24 protein-coding genes and 2 pseudogenes are annotated in these 21,615 nt (G+C 57.4%); 25 read left to right on the forward strand and 1 reads right to left on the reverse strand.

Going from position 1 to position 21,615, the window contains the following annotated elements:
* Window positions 1-2: 2 nt before the first annotated feature.
* Together AB4P94_RS27145 and AB4P94_RS27150 are read left to right on the forward strand one after the other, a co-directional pair.
* On the forward strand, window positions 3-1,013 hold the full coding sequence (locus tag AB4P94_RS27145; protein WP_395608334.1) for a proline racemase family protein: 1,011 nt from the start codon (window positions 3-5) through the stop codon (window positions 1,011-1,013).
* A gap of 132 nt (window positions 1,014-1,145) precedes the next feature.
* Complete coding sequence (locus tag AB4P94_RS27150; RefSeq protein WP_051032813.1) at window positions 1,146-2,465, forward strand: MFS transporter; 1,320 nt, start codon at window positions 1,146-1,148, stop codon at window positions 2,463-2,465.
* Window positions 2,466-2,706: 241 nt separating this feature from the next.
* Here the strand turns inward: AB4P94_RS27150 and AB4P94_RS27155 are convergent.
* Window positions 2,707-2,877 (reverse strand): annotated as a pseudogene (locus tag AB4P94_RS27155) (LLM class flavin-dependent oxidoreductase); the annotation flags it as partial.
* A 78-nt stretch (window positions 2,878-2,955) separates the two neighbouring features.
* Here AB4P94_RS27155 and AB4P94_RS27160 point away from each other — a divergent pair.
* The 23 genes and pseudogenes from AB4P94_RS27160 to AB4P94_RS27270 all read left to right on the forward strand — a co-directional run bounded on the left by AB4P94_RS27160 (window position 2,956) and on the right by AB4P94_RS27270 (window position 21,614).
* Window positions 2,956-3,123 (forward strand): transporter substrate-binding domain-containing protein, encoded by a 168-nt coding sequence (locus AB4P94_RS27160; RefSeq protein WP_231124379.1) that lies wholly within the window; start codon window positions 2,956-2,958, stop codon window positions 3,121-3,123.
* A 59-nt stretch (window positions 3,124-3,182) separates the two neighbouring features.
* Window positions 3,183-4,943, forward strand: a complete 1,761-nt coding sequence (locus AB4P94_RS27165; protein ID WP_395608335.1) for an aconitase X — start codon at window positions 3,183-3,185, stop codon at window positions 4,941-4,943.
* Between the two features lie 226 nt (window positions 4,944-5,169).
* Window positions 5,170-5,262, forward strand: a pseudogene (locus AB4P94_RS27170) (LysR family transcriptional regulator); the annotation flags it as partial.
* A gap of 386 nt (window positions 5,263-5,648) precedes the next feature.
* On the forward strand, window positions 5,649-6,401 hold the full coding sequence (locus AB4P94_RS27175; protein WP_130886754.1) for a hypothetical protein: 753 nt from the start codon (window positions 5,649-5,651) through the stop codon (window positions 6,399-6,401).
* Between the two features lie 101 nt (window positions 6,402-6,502).
* Window positions 6,503-6,733 (forward strand): AlpA family transcriptional regulator, encoded by a 231-nt coding sequence (locus AB4P94_RS27180; RefSeq protein ID WP_016973520.1) that lies wholly within the window; start codon window positions 6,503-6,505, stop codon window positions 6,731-6,733.
* 4 nt (window positions 6,734-6,737) lie between these two features.
* Complete coding sequence (locus AB4P94_RS27185; protein WP_016973521.1) at window positions 6,738-7,580, forward strand: ParA family protein; 843 nt, start codon at window positions 6,738-6,740, stop codon at window positions 7,578-7,580.
* Between the two features lie 83 nt (window positions 7,581-7,663).
* Window positions 7,664-7,873, forward strand: coding sequence for a hypothetical protein (locus AB4P94_RS27190; RefSeq protein ID WP_031320302.1), 210 nt, complete (start codon window positions 7,664-7,666; stop codon window positions 7,871-7,873).
* 14 nt (window positions 7,874-7,887) lie between these two features.
* Complete coding sequence (locus tag AB4P94_RS27195) at window positions 7,888-9,474, forward strand: ParB family protein (RefSeq protein ID WP_016973523.1); 1,587 nt, start codon at window positions 7,888-7,890, stop codon at window positions 9,472-9,474.
* Entirely contained in the window at window positions 9,471-10,019 is a 549-nt protein-coding gene (locus AB4P94_RS27200) for a DUF2857 domain-containing protein (protein ID WP_016973524.1), read from the forward strand. The genes AB4P94_RS27195 and AB4P94_RS27200 overlap by 4 nt, the downstream gene beginning before the upstream one ends.
* A complete protein-coding gene (locus AB4P94_RS27205) occupies window positions 10,016-11,200 on the forward strand; it encodes an STY4528 family pathogenicity island replication protein (RefSeq protein ID WP_080520666.1) in 1,185 nt (394 codons plus the stop codon). Before AB4P94_RS27200 ends, AB4P94_RS27205 begins: the two co-directional genes overlap by 4 nt.
* Window positions 11,201-11,421: 221 nt before the next feature.
* Entirely contained in the window at window positions 11,422-12,177 is a 756-nt protein-coding gene (locus AB4P94_RS27210; RefSeq protein WP_016973527.1) for a PFL_4669 family integrating conjugative element protein, read from the forward strand.
* Entirely contained in the window at window positions 12,174-12,692 is a 519-nt protein-coding gene (locus AB4P94_RS27215) for a DUF3158 family protein (protein ID WP_016973528.1), read from the forward strand. The genes AB4P94_RS27210 and AB4P94_RS27215 overlap by 4 nt, the downstream gene beginning before the upstream one ends.
* Window positions 12,689-13,144: a single-stranded DNA-binding protein gene (locus AB4P94_RS27220; protein ID WP_016973529.1), complete on the forward strand. Its 456-nt coding sequence runs from the start codon at window positions 12,689-12,691 to the stop codon at window positions 13,142-13,144. Before AB4P94_RS27215 ends, AB4P94_RS27220 begins: the two co-directional genes overlap by 4 nt.
* 225 nt (window positions 13,145-13,369) lie before the next feature.
* Entirely contained in the window at window positions 13,370-15,337 is a 1,968-nt protein-coding gene (locus tag AB4P94_RS27225; protein WP_016973531.1) for a DNA topoisomerase III, read from the forward strand.
* An 894-nt stretch (window positions 15,338-16,231) separates the two neighbouring features.
* On the forward strand, window positions 16,232-16,813 hold the full coding sequence (locus AB4P94_RS27230; protein WP_016973532.1) for an STY4534 family ICE replication protein: 582 nt from the start codon (window positions 16,232-16,234) through the stop codon (window positions 16,811-16,813).
* 71 nt (window positions 16,814-16,884) lie between these two features.
* Complete coding sequence (locus tag AB4P94_RS27235; RefSeq protein ID WP_016973533.1) at window positions 16,885-17,142, forward strand: hypothetical protein; 258 nt, start codon at window positions 16,885-16,887, stop codon at window positions 17,140-17,142.
* A gap of 99 nt (window positions 17,143-17,241) precedes the next feature.
* Entirely contained in the window at window positions 17,242-17,736 is a 495-nt protein-coding gene (radC, locus tag AB4P94_RS27240; RefSeq protein WP_016973534.1) for a DNA repair protein RadC, read from the forward strand.
* 52 nt (window positions 17,737-17,788) lie between these two features.
* Window positions 17,789-18,535: a hypothetical protein gene (locus AB4P94_RS27245; protein WP_016973535.1), complete on the forward strand. Its 747-nt coding sequence runs from the start codon at window positions 17,789-17,791 to the stop codon at window positions 18,533-18,535.
* A 106-nt stretch (window positions 18,536-18,641) separates the two neighbouring features.
* Window positions 18,642-19,184 carry a PilL N-terminal domain-containing protein gene (locus tag AB4P94_RS27250; RefSeq protein WP_016973536.1) on the forward strand — a complete coding sequence of 181 codons (543 nt, stop codon included), beginning with the start codon at window positions 18,642-18,644 and terminating at the stop codon, window positions 19,182-19,184.
* Window positions 19,181-19,852, forward strand: a complete 672-nt coding sequence (locus AB4P94_RS27255) for a hypothetical protein (protein WP_016973537.1) — start codon at window positions 19,181-19,183, stop codon at window positions 19,850-19,852. The genes AB4P94_RS27250 and AB4P94_RS27255 overlap by 4 nt, the downstream gene beginning before the upstream one ends.
* Window positions 19,853-19,861: 9 nt before the next feature.
* On the forward strand, window positions 19,862-20,581 hold the full coding sequence (locus tag AB4P94_RS27260) for a TIGR03759 family integrating conjugative element protein (protein ID WP_016973538.1): 720 nt from the start codon (window positions 19,862-19,864) through the stop codon (window positions 20,579-20,581).
* Window positions 20,563-21,102 (forward strand): lytic transglycosylase, encoded by a 540-nt coding sequence (locus AB4P94_RS27265; protein ID WP_016973539.1) that lies wholly within the window; start codon window positions 20,563-20,565, stop codon window positions 21,100-21,102. Before AB4P94_RS27260 ends, AB4P94_RS27265 begins: the two co-directional genes overlap by 19 nt.
* Window positions 21,099-21,614: an integrating conjugative element protein gene (locus tag AB4P94_RS27270; protein WP_016973540.1), complete on the forward strand. Its 516-nt coding sequence runs from the start codon at window positions 21,099-21,101 to the stop codon at window positions 21,612-21,614. The genes AB4P94_RS27265 and AB4P94_RS27270 overlap by 4 nt, the downstream gene beginning before the upstream one ends.
* The last annotated feature ends 1 nt before the right edge of the window (window position 21,615 follow it).

The following is a 21,615-nucleotide window of genomic DNA, read 5'->3' on the forward strand; positions in this document are numbered from 1 at the left end:
CTATGCAGATCATCGAATTGGCTGGTGTGCACGCCGAAGGCGAAATCGGCCGGGTGCTGCTCAAGGGCGCACCGGCCATTCCCGGGCACACGCTGCGCGAGAAGATGGACTATCTCAACCTCGTGGATGACAGCCTGATCCGGCGCTGTCTGTTCGAACCGCGCGGCTCGGCCAACATGACCGTGAACCTGTTGCTTGAGCCGGTGGATACCTCGGCGGACATCGCCTTCATCCCGCTTCAGCCCGACGGCGCCCACGCGCTGTCTGGGTCCAACTGCATCTGCGTGACTACCGCCGCCCTGGAGATAGGCACGGTCGCCATGCGCGAGCCGCTGACCACCGTGACGATCGAGACACCGGCCGGGCGCGTAGAAGCCCGCGCCAAGTGTCGCGATGGCAAGTGTGAACGGGTAACGGTGAAGATGGCGCCCAGCTTCGTCGAGCACCTGGACCACGCTCTGGAGGTGCCCGGCCTTGGGCAGCTGAAGGTGGATGTGGCATACGGCGGTTGCTTCTTTGTGCTGGTCGAGGCCGAGCAACTGGGTGTGCGTCTGGTGAAGCAGGCGGCGCGGCGGCTGGTTGAACTGGCCGCGGTCATCAAGCAGGCCGCCCAGGAGCAGATTCACCTCGCGCAGCGCCCGGGACTGGGTTCCTGCAAGATCGAATACGTGATGTTTACCGACACCGAGGACGGCAAACGGCTGAACTGCAACATCATCCACCCCGGTCGCGTCGACCGCTCACCATGCGGCACCGGCTGCGGTGCAAGGCTGGCGATCCTGCATCGACGGGGGCAGGTAGCAGTGAACCAGCCCGTGACTTTCCACAGCCTGATCGGCAGCACGTTCGAGTGCCGGATCGTCGAGCAGGCCGAACCTCGTAGCGGCAACATCACCCATGAAATTAGCGGCAGGGCCTGGATCTACTCCCGCGAAAAGTACTGGGCAGATGCCACAGACCCCTACGCCAACGGCTACGTGCTCTCAGACACCTGGGGCCCGAATGCTGAATAGATAACCGCCGCTTACAAGCATCACGCCCACTTGCCAGGTCGGCCTTCTGACCGTGCGACGGATTCGCTCAGCCCCAATAAAACCGATCCACATCCTTTGACCAAGCCAACTATAAAAACAGCGAGGCACACCATGAGTACAGTCGTTACTGGATACTCGGATTCCGTTTCACCCGGCTCGATCTCCTTTGATGATGCGCCGCTGCGGCGCGTACACGTCAAGGCTATTGCCGGCGGCATGGGCGGCCAGTTCACCGATGGTTTCATTATCGGCATGATCGGCATCGCCCTAAGCATGGCCGCTGGTGACCTGCACCTGAACAATTTCTGGACCGGCCTGATCGCCGCCGGCTCTTTGCTCGGTATTCTGTTCGGCAGCTTGCTTGCCGGCTCGGTGGTCGACCGTATCGGTCGCAAGGGCATCTACAACCAGACGATCTGGGTGTTCGCCGTTGCCGCGGTGCTGCAATACTTCGTCACTTCCCCTGAGCAGTTGCTTGTCTTGCGTTTGGTGCTAGGGCTGGCGATTGGCGCCGATTACGCGGTCAGCCTTTCGCTGGTCAGCGAACTAGCGCCCAAGCGCCATCGCGGTCGGATCATGAGCGCCGTGATGATCGCCTGGGTGGCTGGCTTTGTGTTCGCCTACTTTGCGGGTGTGCTGATCGAGAATATGGGTGAAGGCGCATGGCGCTGGGCCTTGGCCAGCAGCTTGATTCCGGCGCTGATGACTTTGTTGATCCGGATGGGTACGCCTGAATCGCCGCTGTGGCTGATCTCGAAGGGGCGTCGGCAGGAAGCGCAGGCAATCGTCAAACAGCATATGGGCGCCGACATTGCTCTGCCAGAGCAAGGCGCTGTGCAGAAGAATGCCGGCTGGGCGCAGTTGTTCAGCCGAGCCTGGCGTAAGAATGCATTTGTTGGCGCGGCGTTCTACTTCTGTCAGGTGATACCGTTCTTTGCACTGGGCACGTTCATTCCGCGGGTGCTGGAAGCCATAAAGGTGGAGAACACCGAGGCAGGCTCGATCATCTACAACATCTTCCTGTTCGTCGGCATCCTGGCTGGGTTCTGGATCGTGGACAAGATCAGCCGCCGTGTCTTCCTGATCGGCAGTTTCTACTTCTGCGCCGCCGTGCTACTGGTGCTCACCCTGTGGGCGGGCATGCCGCCAATGTTGGCTGTGGTGCTGTTCTCGGCGTTCGCTGTAGTGATGTCAGGGTGCACTGTGCTCGAATATGCTTATCTGCCGGAGCTGTTCCCGACTGAATTGCGGGCTTCTGGAATCGGATTTTCGGTGGCCATAAGCCGGCTAGGAGCAGCGGGCGGGACATTCCTGTTGCCGATCGTGATGGAGACCCATGGCGTGCAGGCAACACTGGGCATCTGTATTGGTGCGTTGGTGCTCGGCGGAGTAATCTGCCAAGCGTTTGCGCCGGAGCCTGCGCGAGCTTAATACACCGTGGGTATGCCCCTGGTCCGGGGGAAACGCCAAATCTCGCTCCGGCAGAGCCATCATCTGGCTTGCTGGAAACAAGTAGTGGCGAATGCCAAGTGCCCGCTTGGGTCGATAGCTGTGAGCCGTGTACGGTTCGATCGCACTGCTTAGAAGTGCCCGGCGTATCATGCCGGGCATTATGGGATGATCATTTGGCCTCGGCGCCTGGCAAACTAGTCGCCAGGTCAAGCATCTCTGATCAGACGCTTTGGTTCAGCTTTTCCTGGTGAGTTGCGTTGCGATTCGCTGGGGGGGCCAGGCCAAAGTGGTCTCTCAAAGTCGTGCCGCTGTAATCAGTGCGGAAGAGGCCACGGGCCTGCAGTACCGGTACTAAAAGCTCCGTGAAGTGCTGCAGCCCATCTGGGAGCAACGGCATCAAGTTGGCGCTGACGCTAGCAAATACGCTGTGTTGAGCCCGCCTATTGGTAACGAGTTCTGGAGTATCGGTGTGAAGAAGGGCGAGCCAGCCTTGCTTGAATCGGTCAACAAAGCGCTTCGAGATATGGAGAACTCTGGTGAAATGCAGACAATTTTTGATAAGTGGCTGGGCGAGGGTACGCTCTACAAGATGAAGCGCTCCTTCACTGTGCAGCCGGTCAACTCTAAAAACAGCTAAATGACGGCCTTCAGCGTCCGATTGGGCGCCGAAGGTAAAGTTGAGTGCCGAGGTTACTGATGACGAACGAGGATAAAATTCTCCCAGGCCGCAGCTTGGTTGGCGGCTCTGCACAGGGCGAACTGCTTTTCGCTGACGTAGGACTCAGCTTCTGGGGAGGAGTGAATTCACTCACAGGTGACGTAATCGACCAGCATCATCCGCTAGCCGGGAAGAACTTAGCAGGTCGTGTCTTGGCGATTCCTTCTGGCAGGGGCTCTTGCACTGGAAGCAGTGTGATGATGGAGCTCATCAGTTCTGGCCATGCGCCTGCAGCGCTTATCCTAGCGGAAGTGGATGAGATCCTTACACTCGGAGTGTTGCTGGCGGAGATGATCTACGAGCGCTCAATACCTGTTATCAGCATCGGTAAGGAGGCGTTTGAATCCCTTCGTGGTAGCTCCTATGCACGTGTCAGCGACGAGTCCGTAAGGACACTGAGTAGCCTTCCCCAAGATGATTTTGCACCGAGCAAGCCCAACGGCACGCTCGACTTTTCAGCGTACCCAATCGTTCTTTCGGATGAAGATCGAAAAATGCTAGCAGGCGATCAAGGCAAAGCTGCCCAGGTTGCTATGCAAGTCGTTTTGAAGATGGCCGATTTACAAGGTGCCAGTGAGCTTATCAACGTCACCCAAGCACATATTGATGGATGCATTTACACCGGGCCAGCGAGCCTTAAATTCGCTGAGCAGTTTGTCGAGTGGGGTGCCAAGGTTGTTGTTCCTACGACGCTCAACTCAATTTCCGTTGATCAGCGCCGGTGGAAGACTCTCGGTGTAGATCCAGCATTCGGCGAGCCTGCCAGCGCTGTGGGAAGTGCCTATATGGCAATGGGAGCACGGATGAGTTACACGTGCGCGCCCTACCTGCTGGAGTCGGCGCCTAAGGCAGGTGAGCAAATCGTCTGGGCAGAGTCTAACGCGGTCGTGTATGCGAACAGTGTTCTTGCGGCCCGAACATTGAAGTACCCCGATTACCTAGATATCTGCATCGCCATCACTGGGCGAGCGCCCCTTTCCGGATGCCACCTAAACGAACACCGGAAGCCTCAGTTGAAAATCCACGTGGCATTGCCTAATGAGCTAGACGATGCGTTTTATCCTCTGCTCGGGTATCACGTCGGATTGTTGGCCGGGAAGCGTATTCCGCTTGTGTTTGGGCTAGAGAGCGCTGCTCCAACCCTAGACAACCTGAAGGCTTTCTCGGCAGCATTCGGAACCACATCAGGGGCCCCGCTATTTCACATCGCGGGTGTTACGCCAGAAGCACTGGATGTCGATAAATCCGAGTTTTTGGACTCCGGCTTAGAAGAGATAACCATTGCCCCAGTCGACTTGCTTCAAAATTGGAACAGTCTGAACAGTGCCAGTGAATCGCGCGTCGATATCGTAACGCTGGGTAATCCACATTTTTCGCTGACGGAATTCAAGACTCTGGCGGAGCTCTGCAAGGGTTTAGTCAAAGCTCCTGATACAGCAATGGTCATCACATGTGGACGTGCTATTTACGAGCAGGCGATACAAAACGGCTATATCGCGGAGATCGAGCGGTTCGGCGGCCAAATCGTAAATGACACTTGCTGGTGCATGCTAGGCGAGCCAGTGATCCCGCTGGCTGCCAAAAACGTCATGACCAACTCGGCGAAATTTGCGCATTACGCTCCAGGTCTCGTCGGTCGCCCCGTCCACTTCGCGAGCCTAGCTGGTTGTGTTGAGGCTGCTTCCAAAGGACATACTCAAGGAGCTTATCCTGTTTGGCTAAAATCTCTAGCTACATAATCGACTAGAGCATCAGGTGTGGGCCGGGACATCGCACGCCAAATGCTCTAGCTTAAGTTATAGATGGCCTTGGGCGATCCCCAGAGATCTAAGCGTCGAGTGACCGTCACAGAAGGCTGATTGGCGCTAGCTAATAAGGTAGCGCCACGCCACTGGAGCATCTCGTGCAATGGGAGATACACGGATGAGTGCCATTCAGACCGCAATATCTCCGGCCTAGTGAATTATGCATATCACTCCCATGCCACCATTGCAAAACCTCGTCGCGGTTGAGGCAAGCGCGCGCCACAGTAGTTTCACTCGGGGCGGCAACGAAATTATGTACGCATGTGCCAACGAGAGAGGAACGGTGTGATGGCAACCATCAGTAAATCGCCACAGACAGGCGCGGTAATAGCCCCATGCCAACCTTGAAGATCGCGCAAAGCCTAGGTCCCAAAGCTTGTCTGGCGCCCCTTAATCTACCTTGGGAGTGAATCCTCATCTTCGGTAGTGTTAAGAATGAATGCGCCATTAGGGCGGGACATAGTGCGAAACCATACCGTCCATCCGTTGATGGAACCGTACGACCTGTTCCCGCTGCTGCCTTGGTCGGTAGCCTAACCGTAGGTCAAGCGGCGCCATTTGCTTAACGCCGCCCGGTCAGCGTAACCAAACTCATATGGCTGGTGACGTTCGTATTTTTGAGTGAAGAAAGATATTAAAATGGATAATAAATCCCTCAAATTGCCACACTCAAAAACTTTCTATCGCCCAATCGAAGTTGCCATCCGCTGGTGCGATTTATTACATCTAGAGGCGCAGATAGTCAGCGAAGCCGATCACTTACTACTGCAGCGAGGATATACTCATTCTTATCCCTGCATTCAACAAAAACTCGAAATTTTATGGGATGCCATCCGTCATCAGGAACTGCCGTACGGTTGTCTGGGAGTCACTGTGTCATCTAGCGAACACGTCGAACCTGCCTTACTGACTATCCGACATACTGACCTAAAAAACTGGTTCACTCAATTTCTTTCGGGTGAAAAACCAGCCTTCTTATTCAATGACTTGGAAAGAAAATCTGTACTACCTGAAACTTCTGACACGTACAATTTTTTATTGACAGAGATCGAAATATACAAGATCAAGCAAGCTCGCACTCAGTCCTTACTTCTTGAACTTCAGGAGGAACGAGACTCCCTTCGCGAAAAGAATATTGCTCTTACTTCAGAACTTTGCGTGCGAGGCAAGCCCTCCGAACGAAGCCAAAAAAACTATCTGCGTCTGATCGGAGCGCTTTTGAAGCTTATGCTTGGGAAATCCCCAGGAGGCAGATCTTATTCCACATTGACAAGTCAAGCTTCGATCATCAGTGCGCTGATTGCACACAATCGTAATAAGCCAGGTTTCAGCCAGCGTACTCTTGAGGAAAAATTTGCAGCGGCCAAGCGATGCATCGATGATTTTGAATAGATACCGAAATCCGCGAGAGCCACTATCGCATTTTTCGGTGCTCAGTTACTCATCTTGTTCTTGAATGGCAACTCCCCAGCAAGTGCTATGGAGTGCTCCACATGACTGATCAATTGGCCCTCTACCTGCCCACGCGCGCAGACAACATTGAACGCCACATCATGCGACGTGACGAGGTGGAACGAAAAACCGGCTTCAAACGCGCGCACATCTACAACCTGATGAAGGAAGGTAAATTCCCTCAGGCTAAACGCATTGGATTGCGGGCAGTCGGCTGGGACTCGCTGGAAATCGAGCAGTGGGTCGTTGAACGCTTAGGCCAACAGGCCTGATGCCATGCGTGTGGTATCGGTGGTTTCCACCAAAAGCGGGGTGGGCAAAACCACAGTAGCCGCCAATCTCGGCGGCCTACTGGCTGACGCAGGCCTACGCGTCCTGCTACTGGATCTGGATAGCCAACCCACCCTCTCCAGCTATTACGCCTTGAGCCAGAAGGCTGATGCCGGTGCGTACGAGTTCATCGCACTCAACCTAGCTATGCCTGCCCAGATTATTTCCAGGACAGTGATTGCAGGGCTCGATCTGATCGTCTCCAACGACGATCAAGGTCGACTGAGTACCTTGCTGCTGCACGCCCCTGACGGGCGATTTCGCCTACGCAATCTGCTCGACAACTTCCGCGCCCGTTACGACCTGCTTTTGATCGACACCCAAGGTGCGCGTAGCGTGCTGCTGGAGATGGCCATCCTGGCCTCCGACCTTGCCCTCTCTCCCATCACCCCGGAAATGCTCGCCGCCCGCGAACTGCAGCGTGGCACCTTGAAGCTACTCAGCGAACTCGAACCTTTCCGCCACATGGGCATTCCACCGCCCCCTTTGCGATTGCTACTGAACCAGGTGAATAGCATTCGAGTGGACACACGGATGATCATCCGAGGCCTGCGCGAAACCTTTGCTGGGACTACCAATATCTCAGTTCTAGACACCGTAGTTCCAGACCGAGTGGCGTATCTCAATGCCGCCTCCCTTGGCCTACCGGTCCACCGAATCGAGACGCGCCAGTCACGCGAACGACGCTCGCCATCCGCGATGGAAACCATGCAAGCGCTGGCCATTGAGCTATTCCCGGACTGGCACAAAGCGATCTCTTCGGTAAGCCGATGCGCGGAGGTTCAATGAGACAAGTCACCCAACTGGCACTTCTCACCCCGTCATTGTGTTTGATCGATCTTGAGGCCAACCGTTTGGCTAGGAGTTCTCTGATGTTGGATCAACTTCCCATCATCGTTCCACCGTCCACTCAACCACACCACCCGCCTTGTGAGGAGTACTGCACCGTGGTCTTTCGCCTGCAGGGTGGGCGCTCGGCTATGGGCTGGTTCCTCGCAGAACTCTCTCGGCATTTCGAAGGTTCGGGTACTGCCGAGATCGTCAAGTTCGAGGTCGGTGACCATTTGCGCAACCGGCGTTAACTGAGGTTGTTCAGATGAAGAAGCTCAGTCAGGAGCAGATCACCGGCAAGCTGCACCAGGACCACTTCCCTCGGGGCCCGGAGCTGGAGCGGCTGTCCGATCCACTCATCGACACGCCCATGCTGGTCACGCTGGAGCAGTTGCGGCCCTACGAACACAACCCGCGCTTCATCCGTAATCCGCTGTACGACGACATCAAGGCGTCGATCCGTGAGCGCGGACTGGATCAACCCCCACCGATTACCCGCCGCCCGGGCGAATCCTATTTCATCATCCGCAACGGCGGTAATACACGCTTGGCAATTCTCGGCGAGCTGTGGCAGGAAACCCGCGACGAGCGTTTCTTTCGCATTCATTGCCTGTTCCGACCTTGGAGCAATGAAATCACCGCCCTACTCGGCCATCTGGCCGAAAGCGATCTGCACGGCCAACTCACCTTCATCGAACGGGCTCTGGCGGTAGCCAAGCTCAAAACCATGCTCGAAGCAGAGGGAGCGCTGCTCTCGCAACGTGAGTTGGCAGGACATCTTGCCGCTGGAGGCTATCCGATTTCGCAGTCGCACATCAGCCGAATGCTGGACACCCTCGAACACTTATTGCCCGCCATTCCACAAACCCTGTATGCCGGTTTGGGCAAACCTCAAATAGAGCGCCTGATCGGTCTACGTAGCCAGGCTGAACGAACCTGGAACCGCTATCCAACCGCCCCCATTGCGTTCACCGATTTTTGGTTCGATACACTGGGTTACTTTGATGCCGAACCCGAGTCATTCGATCTTGAGCAGCTCCAGGATGAACTGCTCGAACGCATGAGCCGCTTGCTCGGACAGTCCTACCGTATGTTGGCCCTGGAGCTGAGCGATACCCAGCGAGTCATCTCAACGCCGGGCATCGTCGTGACTACACCCTCAGAGAATAGCCATCTGCCGAGCGTTGATGTCGCCGCGGCAGGACCTCCCTCCTCCGAGCTCCATCCCAAATCAACTGAGACTGGGCCCCATACCGAACCCACGCTAGAAGAGCCGCTCACACCGCCAGAAACGAAGGTCGTATCAGCGGTCAGTCTTCCATCACGCGTTCAACAGATCCGTGAACAGATCGATCGCGAGACCGCCACCGACGCGGCATCTTCGGTCGACACCTATGCGATCGACGACATCTGGACTATCGCACCAGCACTGGATAGCCCCGAACAACTGCGATCCGCCATTGCCAAACTGGCGCGGGAAATGGCGGCCTATGCTGGACATCCCGAGAGCATCATCGATCAGAAGCTTGGCTTGGGCTTCGCCCTGAACATCGAGCGAGTTGATCTTGCAGCGCCGCGCACGGCCGGCGTTCACTTATTGCTCCTGGCCCTGCTGCGTGCTCAAGACGAAGTGAACTGGGAGGATCGCAAGCAACTGCCTTCAGCCCTGTTCGGGCAGCTGCTGTTGGGGATCTATCAAATGCCGCTGACAGATCGTCCCGCCATGGATGTGGGACTGGAGCGATTGCCCGACAGTCTGCTCATCAAACTGTATCGCCTGATCCGCCTGGCCCGCCGCCTGATCGACTTAACGCTTAACCAGGAAGGCAACTCACCGAAGGAGCTGCTATGAATCCGTCTTTCAATGTGCTCAACCAAGCCATGCTTACCCAGGTGCTACACGAGTTGCGCCAGGGCAACCTGCAGCGCTGCAAAGCACTTGGACTGGGTGAGGACGACATCTACCTGTTGCAATCTTTACCGCCCACCACCCTGTCACGCCTGGCCCATGCCGCCGTACCATGGGTAGAGGTCAAGATCGACTCGCCGGTGCTGCACCGGTTGATCGAACAAGCCGAACGCGACGAACAGAACGAGCGCTTGATCAACCGCGCGCTCAAGTTAGGCGCCAGCAGCACAATCATGTATCACTACTTCGGCTTGGCGCATTCGGAAACCGCCCTGCGTCGACGTCTGCTCAAGATAGAAACCCGTAAGGGCCGCCCTCAGCATTTGAGCGAAGCCCAGGAACATGCGCTCTGGCAGCGATGGTGCCAGCTACGCACTCAAGACGGTACCGAGGATCAGCTCGACGCCATGATGCTGCTGGCCCAAGAACAGCAGATCAGCTTGACCATCGTCTGGCAGCAGATCAACCAGTACAGCAACGGAACATGAACCCTGCACCTTCCAGTCGCTGGCAGCGTGTTCTGCAGCAATGCACCCAGCAGCTTAGTGAACGCTGGCCCGCACGCCCCACCACTGAACAACCCTCCAACCAGGCCCTGCAGGCGGGCTTTTTGTTCAGTGGCCAATCTCACGAAGTCGTGCTACGTCGGCTGATGTTGGATAATCGGCTGACGCCATTGGAACGGAATGCCTGGCAGGTGTTTCGGCTCATGCTGCACGGTCAGGGCGTGGTCACACCGCGCTATGAGGATTTGCAGCCTTACCTATCAAGCGTGCCCTACGGAGCGTCAGCGTCCCGTGAAACCATTTCTCGGGTGTTGACGATGCTCAGGTTAACGCGCTGGCTCAGTTTGGTGAGTCGCGGACGCGATCAGCTCAGCGGACGTCTTCAAGGTTCGCTGTACGTTCTGCACGATGAGCCGTTAACCCCCGCCGAAGCCATGGAACTGGATCAGGATTACCTGGCGCTGGTCGGACATGCCCTCGGTCATGCCACCAAGGCGGTACGTATTGTCGCCCAGCACGTTGTGGAGGAAGTCCGCCAAGACACGAATATTGATCGGGATCGATTACCGACGCGGCTCGACAGTTGGGGCGGACTTTGGGCGCAGCAAGGATTGGATCCGGAAACCGATGCCGCTCTGCACGATTCCGAACCGGGAGAAAATTCCCTCGTTCGGAATCGTGCAGATCCTTGTTCGGAATCCAAACCAGGCGTGAACGCCAGTGTTTCCGGCAGCGTTCGGAATCCGAACGGCGCCTGTACTGTATTAAAAGAAAGAATAAGTACTGTAACGCGCGCGACTCCACCAGTGGATAACCTTCACTGGCCCGAGCCGCTGCATCTAAGTCCAAGTGAGCGTAAAGCCGTCGCCGTGGCGCTGAACAAGCTCAGCCCAGCGGATCGGCAGGCAGTCCTTAACGAAGCGGGGGCACGCTGTGCGGCTGGTGGTATACGCAAGCCAGCGGCCTATCTGATGGGCTTGGCCCAGCGTGCGCTGAAGGGTGACTTTCGGCCTTGGGCAAGTCAGGCCGAACCATCACCCATCGCAGAGCCGTCCCCACCAGCCCCTTCGCGGACGTCTCGAAAAAAGGGCGAACCTGCATCAGCCGTCGCTCAAGCGTGCCTGAATGAGCTGCGCCAACTGCGTGGAGGGAGTGGACGTTAGTAGATTTGATGCCAGTGGCATCAAATCCATGGAGTTCCACTCTACGAACACATCGGAGCAAACGATGAAACTTTTAGGGAAAAGCCGGTCCCCCCTCCCCACTGACGTCGCCATAGTTAGCCCTCTTAAACCAAATCGAACAGACCGCATTCAGCTTTTTGGCTGCCCTTGACCCTCATCTGTCGCAACGTTCCCGTCCAAGCTTCTGTGAGGACAACACCGTGGCCGATCACTACCAACTCAACCTGGGTTCATTGCGCAGCAGTATCACCCTTACCCTGCACACTCACCACGCCGCCCGCATCTGGCAAGGTCGGACCGCACGTGAAGGTGCCCACTCGATCATGGGCATGGCGGGCTACATCAGTGTCACCAACCTGATCAAACAAACCGCGGCCCAAGACGACCCCTATGCCGACTGGGCTATCGTGCAACTCGAAGAAAAACTCATACAGGCCAAGGCTGGGATGTTAGAACTGAGCCAACAGCTGGATCGGATCAGGCAGGATCTGCCGACACAGATCGACATGGGCGACAACCTCAACATCCACCCCGTCACCTTGCCGTTGTACATCGGTAGCCAGCTGGGCTTTCTCGCGGTCTACCTGCTGACCGACTACGACACTCTGGTGCGCCGGACCCTATTGGCCCATCACACCGCCCTGATCGGCCGCATCGATATGGAAGCCTGGATCGACGACGGCGCCCATCTACTGCGTAGCCTGTTTGGTCAGACACAGCGCTACCGGCATGCCGGCGTCACCCGTGATGACATGGCGGCGAACAACGCCCGTGCCCTGGCGGCCATCGATAAATTGGGTTTGCCCCCCATGGATATACTTGAGGGTCATCGACGCTCCCAGTTCGCGCCGCCGATCACTCGGCGTGGTGCGGTGGCAGTGGATGACGCTGAAGCGTTGGCAGAGCAAGCGAGAGAGCTAGCTGCGACAGTGGATGAGCCGGAGGACGAAGCATGAATCTCATGATCCCGGCTCAACCAATGCCCTTCGAAGTGTTGACACCGGATGCCTATCGACAGCTCGAACACGCCGCCTCCCTAAAAGGCCTTTTAAAACCATTTAAGGGTAAGGGGGAGTTGGAGCAACTGGCACAGGTGGCGAGGGAAATCGAGGCGCAGTTACGTCACCTGATGGAGGCTGTGGTGCAGCAGGCCGGACAGCCCCCTTACTCGCTGCTGGACATTCGTTTAGTGCTGCAGAACACCAGCGCAGGCAGCACCTTTTTGCGTTGGCGCACCCGTGACTTCGCCCGTATGGGGGTTGCGGTCTGGGAACGCCAGGTCTGCAACAAAGCCCTGCCGCAGGCCGTACGCGAGAGATTGCACCGTTTCGAATGCGATCGCATTGCACTGAACCTGCAGATGAGCGTGGTGCACTCGCTCTACCGCCAGGCCACGACCTGCGCGATCAAAATGGACAGCGCCGAGCGGCTGCTGCGCCAGTTCACACCCGCAGTGGAGGTATCACAATGAGTACTTTTTTCGTCGGTGAAGGCAATATCGGCAGTGCGCCGGAGTTCCAGGAGTTCGCCTCAGGCAATGACGAGCCACGGCGCTTGCTGCGGCTGAATGTGTATTTCGACAATCCCGTGCCACGCGAGGGCAGCTATGAAGATCGAGGCGGCTATTGGGCGCCGGTTGAGCTCTGGCACCGCGAGGCTGAACACTGGAGCACGCTGTATCAAAAGGGTATGCGCGTGCTGGTCGAAGGTCGTACGGTGCGTGATGAGTGGGAGGACAGCGAAGACAATGCGCGGGTGACCTTCAAGATCGAGGCCCGTCGAGTCGGCATCCTGCCTCACCGAGTGCACAGCGTGGTCATGCGGGAGCGCTCCAGTGAACCGACGGCCTCTCAAAATACAGAGCAGGCCAGTTCACCGGCGTCGAAATCCAAGAAACGCAGAGAGCCACCACCTACGGACTGACGGACATCAGGCATAAAAATTGCACCTCCACACGAAGTTGCTGGCGTGTTATTACGCGCTGCTCGTGAAGCTCCACACTGCCGACAAACTGCAATGGGCTAGCAGCCTCGGACCATTCAAGCATGCCCTCACCGACTAATATGAGGAACCTGCCATTCAGGTTTCTCATATCCCGTCACTGCTGTTTCCAATAACGCTGCTCCGAACTCAATCTGGAGCAGTTCTATGCGTCTCTTCCTCTGCGAGAAACCTTCCCAGGGTCGGGACATTGCCAAAGTACTCGGGGCCACTCGGCGCGGTGATGGTTGCCTGATCGGCGCCGACTCCACTGTCACCTGGTGTATTGGCCACTTGCTGGAGACAGCCCCACCTGAAGCTTATAGTGATCAGTACAAATCCTGGTCGCTGGATCATCTACCGATCATTCCCGTGCAGTGGCAGGTCGAGGTCAAACCCAAGACAGCGGCACAGTTCAAGGTCATCAAACGCCTGCTCAGTGACGCTACCACCGTCATCATCGCGACCGACGCCGACCGCGAAGGTGAAATGATTGCCCGCGAATTGCTGGAGCTTTGCAGGTATCGAGGACCCGTTCAGCGCCTCTGGTTGTCCGCCCTCAACGAGGCGTCGATTCGCAAAGCATTGTCCTCGCTGAAATCCGGTCAGGAGACCTTCCCGCTTTATCACTCCGCCCTCGCCCGCAGCCGCGCCGACTGGCTGATTGGCATGAACCTCAGTCGTTTATTTACCCTTCTCGGTCGGCGGGCAGGCTACGATGGCGTATTGTCAGTGGGACGCGTCCAGACACCCACTTTACGTCTGGTGGTCGATCGGGATCGTGCCATTGCCAGTTTCGTCCCGGTACCTTACTGGAACGTTGAAGTGCACCTATCGTCGATGGGCCAGCGATTCATCGCATCGTGGTTACCGCCATCTTCAGGACGGGACGAGGCAGGTCGCTGCCTGCAGCAGGCGCTTGCCAGTCAGGCCGTCCAAGCGATCTCTAGCAGTAAGACCGCCACAGTGGTCTCGCTGCAGACTGAGCACTCCCGCGAACCGCCGCCCCTGCCCTTTGACTTGAGCACACTGCAAGAAGTCTGCTCACGCAAGCTGGGACTCGGCGCTCAGGAAACCCTGAACATCGCCCAAACCCTGTATGAAACCCACAAAGCTACCACCTACCCCCGCAGCGATTGCCGCTATTTGCCAGAGAATATGTTCAACGAGGCACCCACGGTACTTGATGCCCTGCTTAAAACGGACCCTGCACTCAGAACTGCATTTGGGTGCCTGGATCGATCATTACGCTCCCGCGTATGGAACGATACCAAGGTCACCGCGCACCACGGCATCATTCCCACTACCGAGCCGGCAAATCTGGTGCGGATGTCCGAACAAGAACGCCATGTCTACGAACTGATCCGTAGCCACTACCTCGCGCAGTTTCTTCCGCGCCATGAGTTTGATCGTACCCAGGTCGAACTGGAGTGTGGCAAAGAGCGATTGGCTGCTGTCGGCAAACAAATCCTGGTCCAGGGCTGGAAAGGCTTGCTCAGCGAAAACACCGAGGAGGATGAGCCCAGTCAAAAATCCCAAGTATTACCCATCTTGAAGCAGGGCACGCACTGCGCAGTGGACGATGTCGAACTCAAGTCCATGCGCACTGCCGTTCCCAAATCTCTCACCGAGGGTGATCTGATCAAGGCGATGAAAAACGTGGCCAAGCTGGTCAACGACCCACGCCTGAAACAAAAACTTCGGGACACCACCGGTATCGGTACCGAAGCCACGCGAGCCGGCATCATCAAGGGGTTGATTGATCGCGGTTATTTGCTGAAGAAAAAACACGCCTTAATGGCCTCCGCCGCGGCCCATACCCTGATCGAGGCGGTACCGGCAGCAGTCGCAGATCCGGGTATGACCGCAATCTGGGAACAGGCGCTGGACGAAATCGAAGTGGGACGCCTGACCCTGGATGCGTTCGTTGCCAAGCAGGCCAACTGGATTGCACAATTGGTCGAACACTGTGGCGCACTCACTTTGGCGGTACCGGTCGAAGCCGGCCCAGGCTGCCCCATGTGCAACGCCTCAATGCTCAGGCGAAAGGGAAAATCAGGTCCGTTCTGGTCATGCTCCCGCTATCCGGGTTGCAAGGGCACTGTGTCAATCAGTAAAGATACGCGTCGCTCTTGATGTGCCATGAGACGATCATCATGAGAACGGTGAGTTCTCTGGCTTGACCTCGTCCCACCCTCTCTGCTGTAGTGCCTCAGGATCATCGCCAACGGCGACCCAAGACCGACTCGCTCCGGGTAGTTCGGTCGGACTCCTTGAGTTCGGAGCCTTCTCTTCTGCGGGGTTTCGTTCCCGTTTTGTGCTCGACCTGATCGTGGTGGCGGATGACCACTGTTGCCTCTACCCGGCAATAGCGGTCATCCGCTTCGGCGATCGTATTCAGTCCCGGAGCCCACCGGGGAAACACGGGGCACCCTTTGTGCGCGGATGCGTGCCAGCATGTTCCGACCCAGGCCACGACAAGGGTCGGTTGGCGAATCATGGCGCAGTTAAACCAAGTTTTGCGAGGAGCTTGTGACTGCGTAAGACCGTCAAAGGTGGCTTTTCTGTTCCTCGCCTGGCGCCTCGCCAGGCCTACTCTTCATTTTTTCATTCCAGTGACTGCTACCGTATTCCAGGCGTAAAAAATCGGGTGGCAGCGCCTTGACGCTCCCCTGTGACAGGCTTATACAAAAGGCGTGGTTCGCTGTCGTTGACAGCCCAGCCCAGGTAGCTTGAACCTTCAAGGCTACGCCACGTTCGTGGTGGTTTACCCAAGTGCGATCAGCGTTCGGAAGCTCGCGCGATTACCGCTTCAGCGGTGATGAATGCCCACTACCCATGCCTGCGGATCACCACCGCAGACGCTCCTCTTCTGCACAGCTATTCCTCCAGACGCATCGTTCGGATCGTCATCGGCTTGCCGGTAGCGAGTCGTTCATTGCTCACCTTCACTTTACCCACCCTGACGGGGGCTCACTTCCCTCTTAGGGATTGTGCGTCGCCGTTTTCCCTTGAAACAGGAGAACCACCATGGCCCACACCAACCAATCCCAAGAAGCGACCACTTACTTCAACCTTCACACCGTCGGTATCGGCTACCTCAACCGTGTTCGTGAAGTACAGGTCCGCCGCGGCCAGCCGTTCATGGCCTGCGATATCGCCGCACTGCACGGTGCCAGCGATGCGGTGGAGTACACCCGTTTCGACTGCAAAGTCGCTGGGGGTGAAGCTGAACGCTTGATTCGTCTCTATATGGACGCCGTCAAAGCCGAGAAAAAGGTCTTGCTGTCGTTCCGTATCGGCGACCTGTGGATCGATCCGTTTCTCTACGAGAAAGGCGATAAACAAGGTCAACCCGGTGCCAGCCTGAAAGGTCGTTTGCTGTTCATCGATTGGATCAAGGTCAACGGGATGTTCGAATACAAAGCGCCCGCCAGGCAGGAAGCAACAGCACCTGCTGAGCAAGCGCCCACCAGTGAACCATCCCCACCATCGGCTGATGCCGAAGCTGACGGGACCGACGAACCAACAGAGGCTCAGGTCGAACCTGAATCTCCACCCACTCCCCGCACGGCCCGCCGTGATGCCACCCGCACTGTTCAGTCCGCCTGAACAGTCCACGATGTTCCACATCAAGGCGCTCTCTCGAGCGCCTTTTCTTCAATCAGCATAGGAGAACCGACATGGAATCCTTCTGGCTTTGCGACGACTGCCTATTCGCTGCGGCTTACGAGGACTACAGCGCGTTATCGCTCTACTACACGACGGATGAGATCGAGGATCGCATCGCCAATATCCATCGTGGACTGGTTCGATTAATGCCCATCAGTGCCGACTTCGATCCCGAAGCCGGCTGGGGGATAAGAGCCTTTTCCCCATTGCCCTGCGACGGCTGTGGTTCACCCCTGCACGGTCAGCGCCATCAATTCACTCAGCTGTAAACAGCGCGCCAGCGACTAACACCCGCCACGCTATATCCACCTGGGGACTCCACTCCCCTCGGGCGTGTACCCCTGATTGTTCCCTTCGGAGGTACCACCATGAGCACCCAACTCACACTGATTGAAACCTCGGATGTCGAGGCTGATCGTATCGTCCAAGAAAACCAGATGATCGACGAAGCGTTGCATATTCTGGATCGTCGGCTGTTCACCCGCGGCCCTACCCTGACCTCACCTGACGCCGTGGCCTCGTACTTAAAACTGCACCTTGTGCAACAGGAGCATGAGGTCTTCGGTGTGATGTTTCTCGACGCCCAGCACCGGGTGCTGGCGTTCGAGATCCTCTTTCACGGCAGCATTGACGGCGCCAGCGTTTACCCCCGACAGGTCATGAAGAGATCCATGGCTCATAACGCCGGCGCTGTCATTTTGGTCCACAACCACCCTTCAGGTTGTACGGAACCCAGTCAGGCGGATCGCCTCTTGACCGCACGGTTGAAGGAGGCCTTGGCCATGATCGAGGTGCGCGTTTTGGACCACTTCATCGTCGGTGAAGGCCGTCCGCTCTCCCTTGCCGAACATGGCTGGCTGTAATCCTCACAGGCGTCTTCGGGCGCCTTGTTCATTTTCACTCTCGAGAACCCTCATGCACCCCGCACACCAAACCTCAACCCTGCTGACGGCCTCAAACCCATTTGTTCGCGGCTACGACAACCTGCATATCGCACGGCTGCTACTGATCACCGATGAAAACGACTGCCCTCCCTGCTTTCGCCCCGTACACGACACACAGGCGCAGCTGCCCGACGAAGAGTTGCAACTGTTCCCCTGCCTGTTCAATGACGATTTCGTCTTGATCAGCGAAGGCCAATCCATTCCGAAGGACTTGGAGGAACGCTGCCCGTCTACCGGGTTGGTGCGCCAAGTGATCTACGCCGTGATGGGCGAAATGTTCAACGAGCGGCATCACGTCGGCGATTTGTACTCCCTGGAAGAAGCCCAAGTCATGGTCCATCGCTTGAGCTTCGAAACGGGACACTACAGTCGAGCCTGGGAGATCAGTACCGCGCACCTTCCCGACGAAGCGATGCTGTGCCTGGAGGCGTGGGTCGGTCACTCCGCCCTGTGGCAAACCGGCCTCTTGTTCGAGCTGTTCAACTTGCCGGATTGCTGTGGCATCGGTTGCAAACTGATCGGCACGCCATGGACGGACGACAACCTGCTGAACATTGAGAGCCAGCCATACTCCAGCCTGAGACAAGAGCAGCTCGACGCCGGCACGCCGGAAGCCTTGGTCAACACACTGTACCTGGCGGCATTGGCGGATGTGCGATTGTTGATTTTCGACCCCGACGCTGCCGTTTTGGATGGGCTCGCCATTTTTGACGAATAGCAACGTGTTCAGCGTTAACACGAACCGCCTTGAATCAACTTTCTCACTGAATCGCTCCTTCACCTCATGTCAGGTTCTGCACTGAATCTGACATGAGGTTTTTTCCATGGAGCGTTTTTTCACGCCTGTGTGCCTGCTGGGTTTGTTGAGCGCCTGCACTGCGCAAATCCCTACCCCATTACCGACCCATTCAGAGATCGACAGTGGCTTCAATCAGGCCCAGCTCTCGTCGGCCACAGCTGTAGGAAGCCATCCGGCAGAGCTTCGTTATGGCCGCTATACGCTGGTCAGCACCGAACCCACCACGGAACAACGCGATCTTCTCGCTCAAATCATTGACGTGAGTATCCCGTCCAACCTAAATCCATCGGTAGAGGAGGCGATGCACTACGTGCTGCTGCGCTCGGGTTATTCGCTCTGTCCAGTTTCCCCGTCGGTGGAGGTGCTGTTTACCCGGCCCCTGCCAGCGGCCCATTACCAGCTCGGTCCAATCCCGTTGCGCCGCGCGCTACAAGTGTTGGCTGGCCCCGCTTGGCAACTCACGACCGATGAAGTCAGCCGTTCGGTTTGCTTCGAACAGCAAAAAACTAATGCCAGCGTCACGCCGATCACGCCAGTCTCGCCCCATCAATGGGAGGCGCGTCCATGAAAGCCTCAACGTTTCAAACCCTCATCATTGGATTGCTTTGCCTGGCGGTCGCCGGCCTGAGCAGTGGTTTGTATAACCAGTATCAGCGCTTGGCCGAGCTACAGAGCACGGATACGCAATACCAACAAACCCTGGACATCCTGCAACGAGATTCAAGCGCCCTCAAGGACACACAGGAAAAACTGCAGTACGCACTGATAGACCTGAAGCAAATGGTCGATACCGGTGAGCTACAGGCCAATACCCTCGATCCGATGCTGGATCAGTGGGCGCAAGAAATACAGGAACTGCACGATGGTCTGGCAGCCCGTGCCACCGCGGCAGACATGACCGCGCTACGTGCACGCTTTGAGCACGTCGAGCAGCAGCTCCTGAACCTCAAGACCAAGCCTTCACTCCCACCACCGACCTCTTCCACGACCCAGCCGAAAAAGACCGCTCACCCCAAGCCCATCCCGCTCTCGCCACCGTTCTCAGTGTTGGGGGTCGAGTCCCGCGGTGGAGAGCACTTTCTGGCGATCGCACCTCATGACAGCCGCTCTCTCACAGAGGTTCGACTGCTGCATAGCGGCGAGGAATTCGGCGCCTGGCACCTAAAAGTACTGGAGCCGAACGCTGCCATCTTCGCGGTGGCCGCTCAGCCAGACCAGACCGTGCACCTCCCTTGAGAAGCAATCATGAACAGAACGAAACTGCCCGCCATCGTCTGTCTGGTTTCGCTACTGATCACCGGTGCTGCGGTGGGTAACCCCGTCACGACACAGTCACGGATTCAGGACACGCAGTCCGCTCCGCTGCGGCGCTCTCACTCTGAACAGGCTGCGAGCTGGGGGCTGACCGAGCAGGAGTGGACGCGCTTCGAACAGATCCAAGCCGGCCCACGCGGTTTCTGGAGCCCGAACCTCGATCCGTTGACCACACTCGGAGTCGAAGCCGAGACCGACCAAGAGCGCCATCGCTATGCCGAACTACAGGTAGCGCTCGAAGCCAAACGCGCCGAACGCGAGTTGGCCTACCAAAACGCTTACACCGCGGCCTGGGCCAAGCTGTTCCCCGGGCTGCTGCCGATCCAGGGCATGGCATCCCCGTCCCCCATCGGCTCAGCGGCCGCGCCCCGCCAAGCCTTGTTTGTCGAGGATCACTGCCCAGCATGCACCGCCGAAGCGCAGCGTCTGCAAAGCAGTGACACGGCGTTCGATATCTACCTGGTGGGCAGCCAAGGCGAGGATGAACGCGTCCGTCGCTGGGCTCGGCAAGCCGGCATTGATCCGACCAAGGTTCAACGCCGCCAAATCACCCTGAACCACGACCGTGGTCGCTGGTTCAGCCTGGGTGCCTTGGGGTCATTACCTGCCACATTTCAACAGGTGAATGGACAATGGCAACGCCTCGACTGAGTGGTATTGCGCTGATGCTAGCGGCACAGGCCGAGGAGCTTCCACCTCCAGCCTACCAATTGGCGGCGCGTGGCGCCGACATCCCTTCTACGGTGCTGTTCGCCATTGCCCTGCAAGAGAGTGGTATTCGCGTCCGTGGTCGACTGCGACCCTGGCCTTGGACCCTTAACATCGCCGGAACACCTTACCGCTTCGCCAGTCGCCAAGCCGCCTGTCACGCCTTGCTTCAGGCGCTCGCCCGACATGACGCGAAGCGGGTCGACGCCGGACTCGGGCAAACCAACCTGGGTTACCACGGCCAACGTTTTTCGAGCCCCTGTGAAGCCCTGGATCCCTACCGAAATCTCGCCGTGACCGCCGCGCTGTTACAAGAGCATCACGCCGCCACCGGCGATTGGGTATCAGCAGCCGGACGCTATCACCGCCCGGCAGGCGGCGCGCCGGCTGCGCGTTACCGCGTAGGCTTTTCCCGACAACTCGAACGACTGCTGGTTTCCTTCGAACAGGGCACACCACCATGAAGCGAATATCCCTTACCGGCTATTTCATCCTACTCTTGGCACCGTTCGCCCAGCCGGAGTTGACCGTAGCCGGGGATCAGCCTAGCGACTTCACCCGCCTCCATTTTCAGGTCGCCAGGCCGCCCATAAACAACCAGATCCAGTCCGATCGGGCCATACATACAGACCTATCCACGTTTGCTGATGAAGCCTGGACACTGCCCGTCCGCAGCTCTCTCTTGACCCCAGGCCAGATCACGTCTCGTGCCCTGAACATGCCGGGCTTACGGCCATTTTTCCTGGTCGGTGAGGATAACCAGTCACTGGCTTGGTTGCATCAACGCGCGGCTGGATTGCAGAAAATAGGCGCGGCTGGCCTCGCCGTCGAAGTGGCTAATACTGAAGCCCTGGCCCGGATTCGAGCAGCCGCTCCGGGCATCACTATACTGCCAGTCAACGGCAACGACATCGCCACCCGCTTGCAGATTGAGCACTACCCCGTCTTGATCACTGCCACCTCACTGGAACAGTGAG

This window comes from Pseudomonas sp. B22129, assembly GCF_044218875.1.
GTDB lineage: Bacteria > Pseudomonadota > Gammaproteobacteria > Pseudomonadales > Pseudomonadaceae > Aquipseudomonas.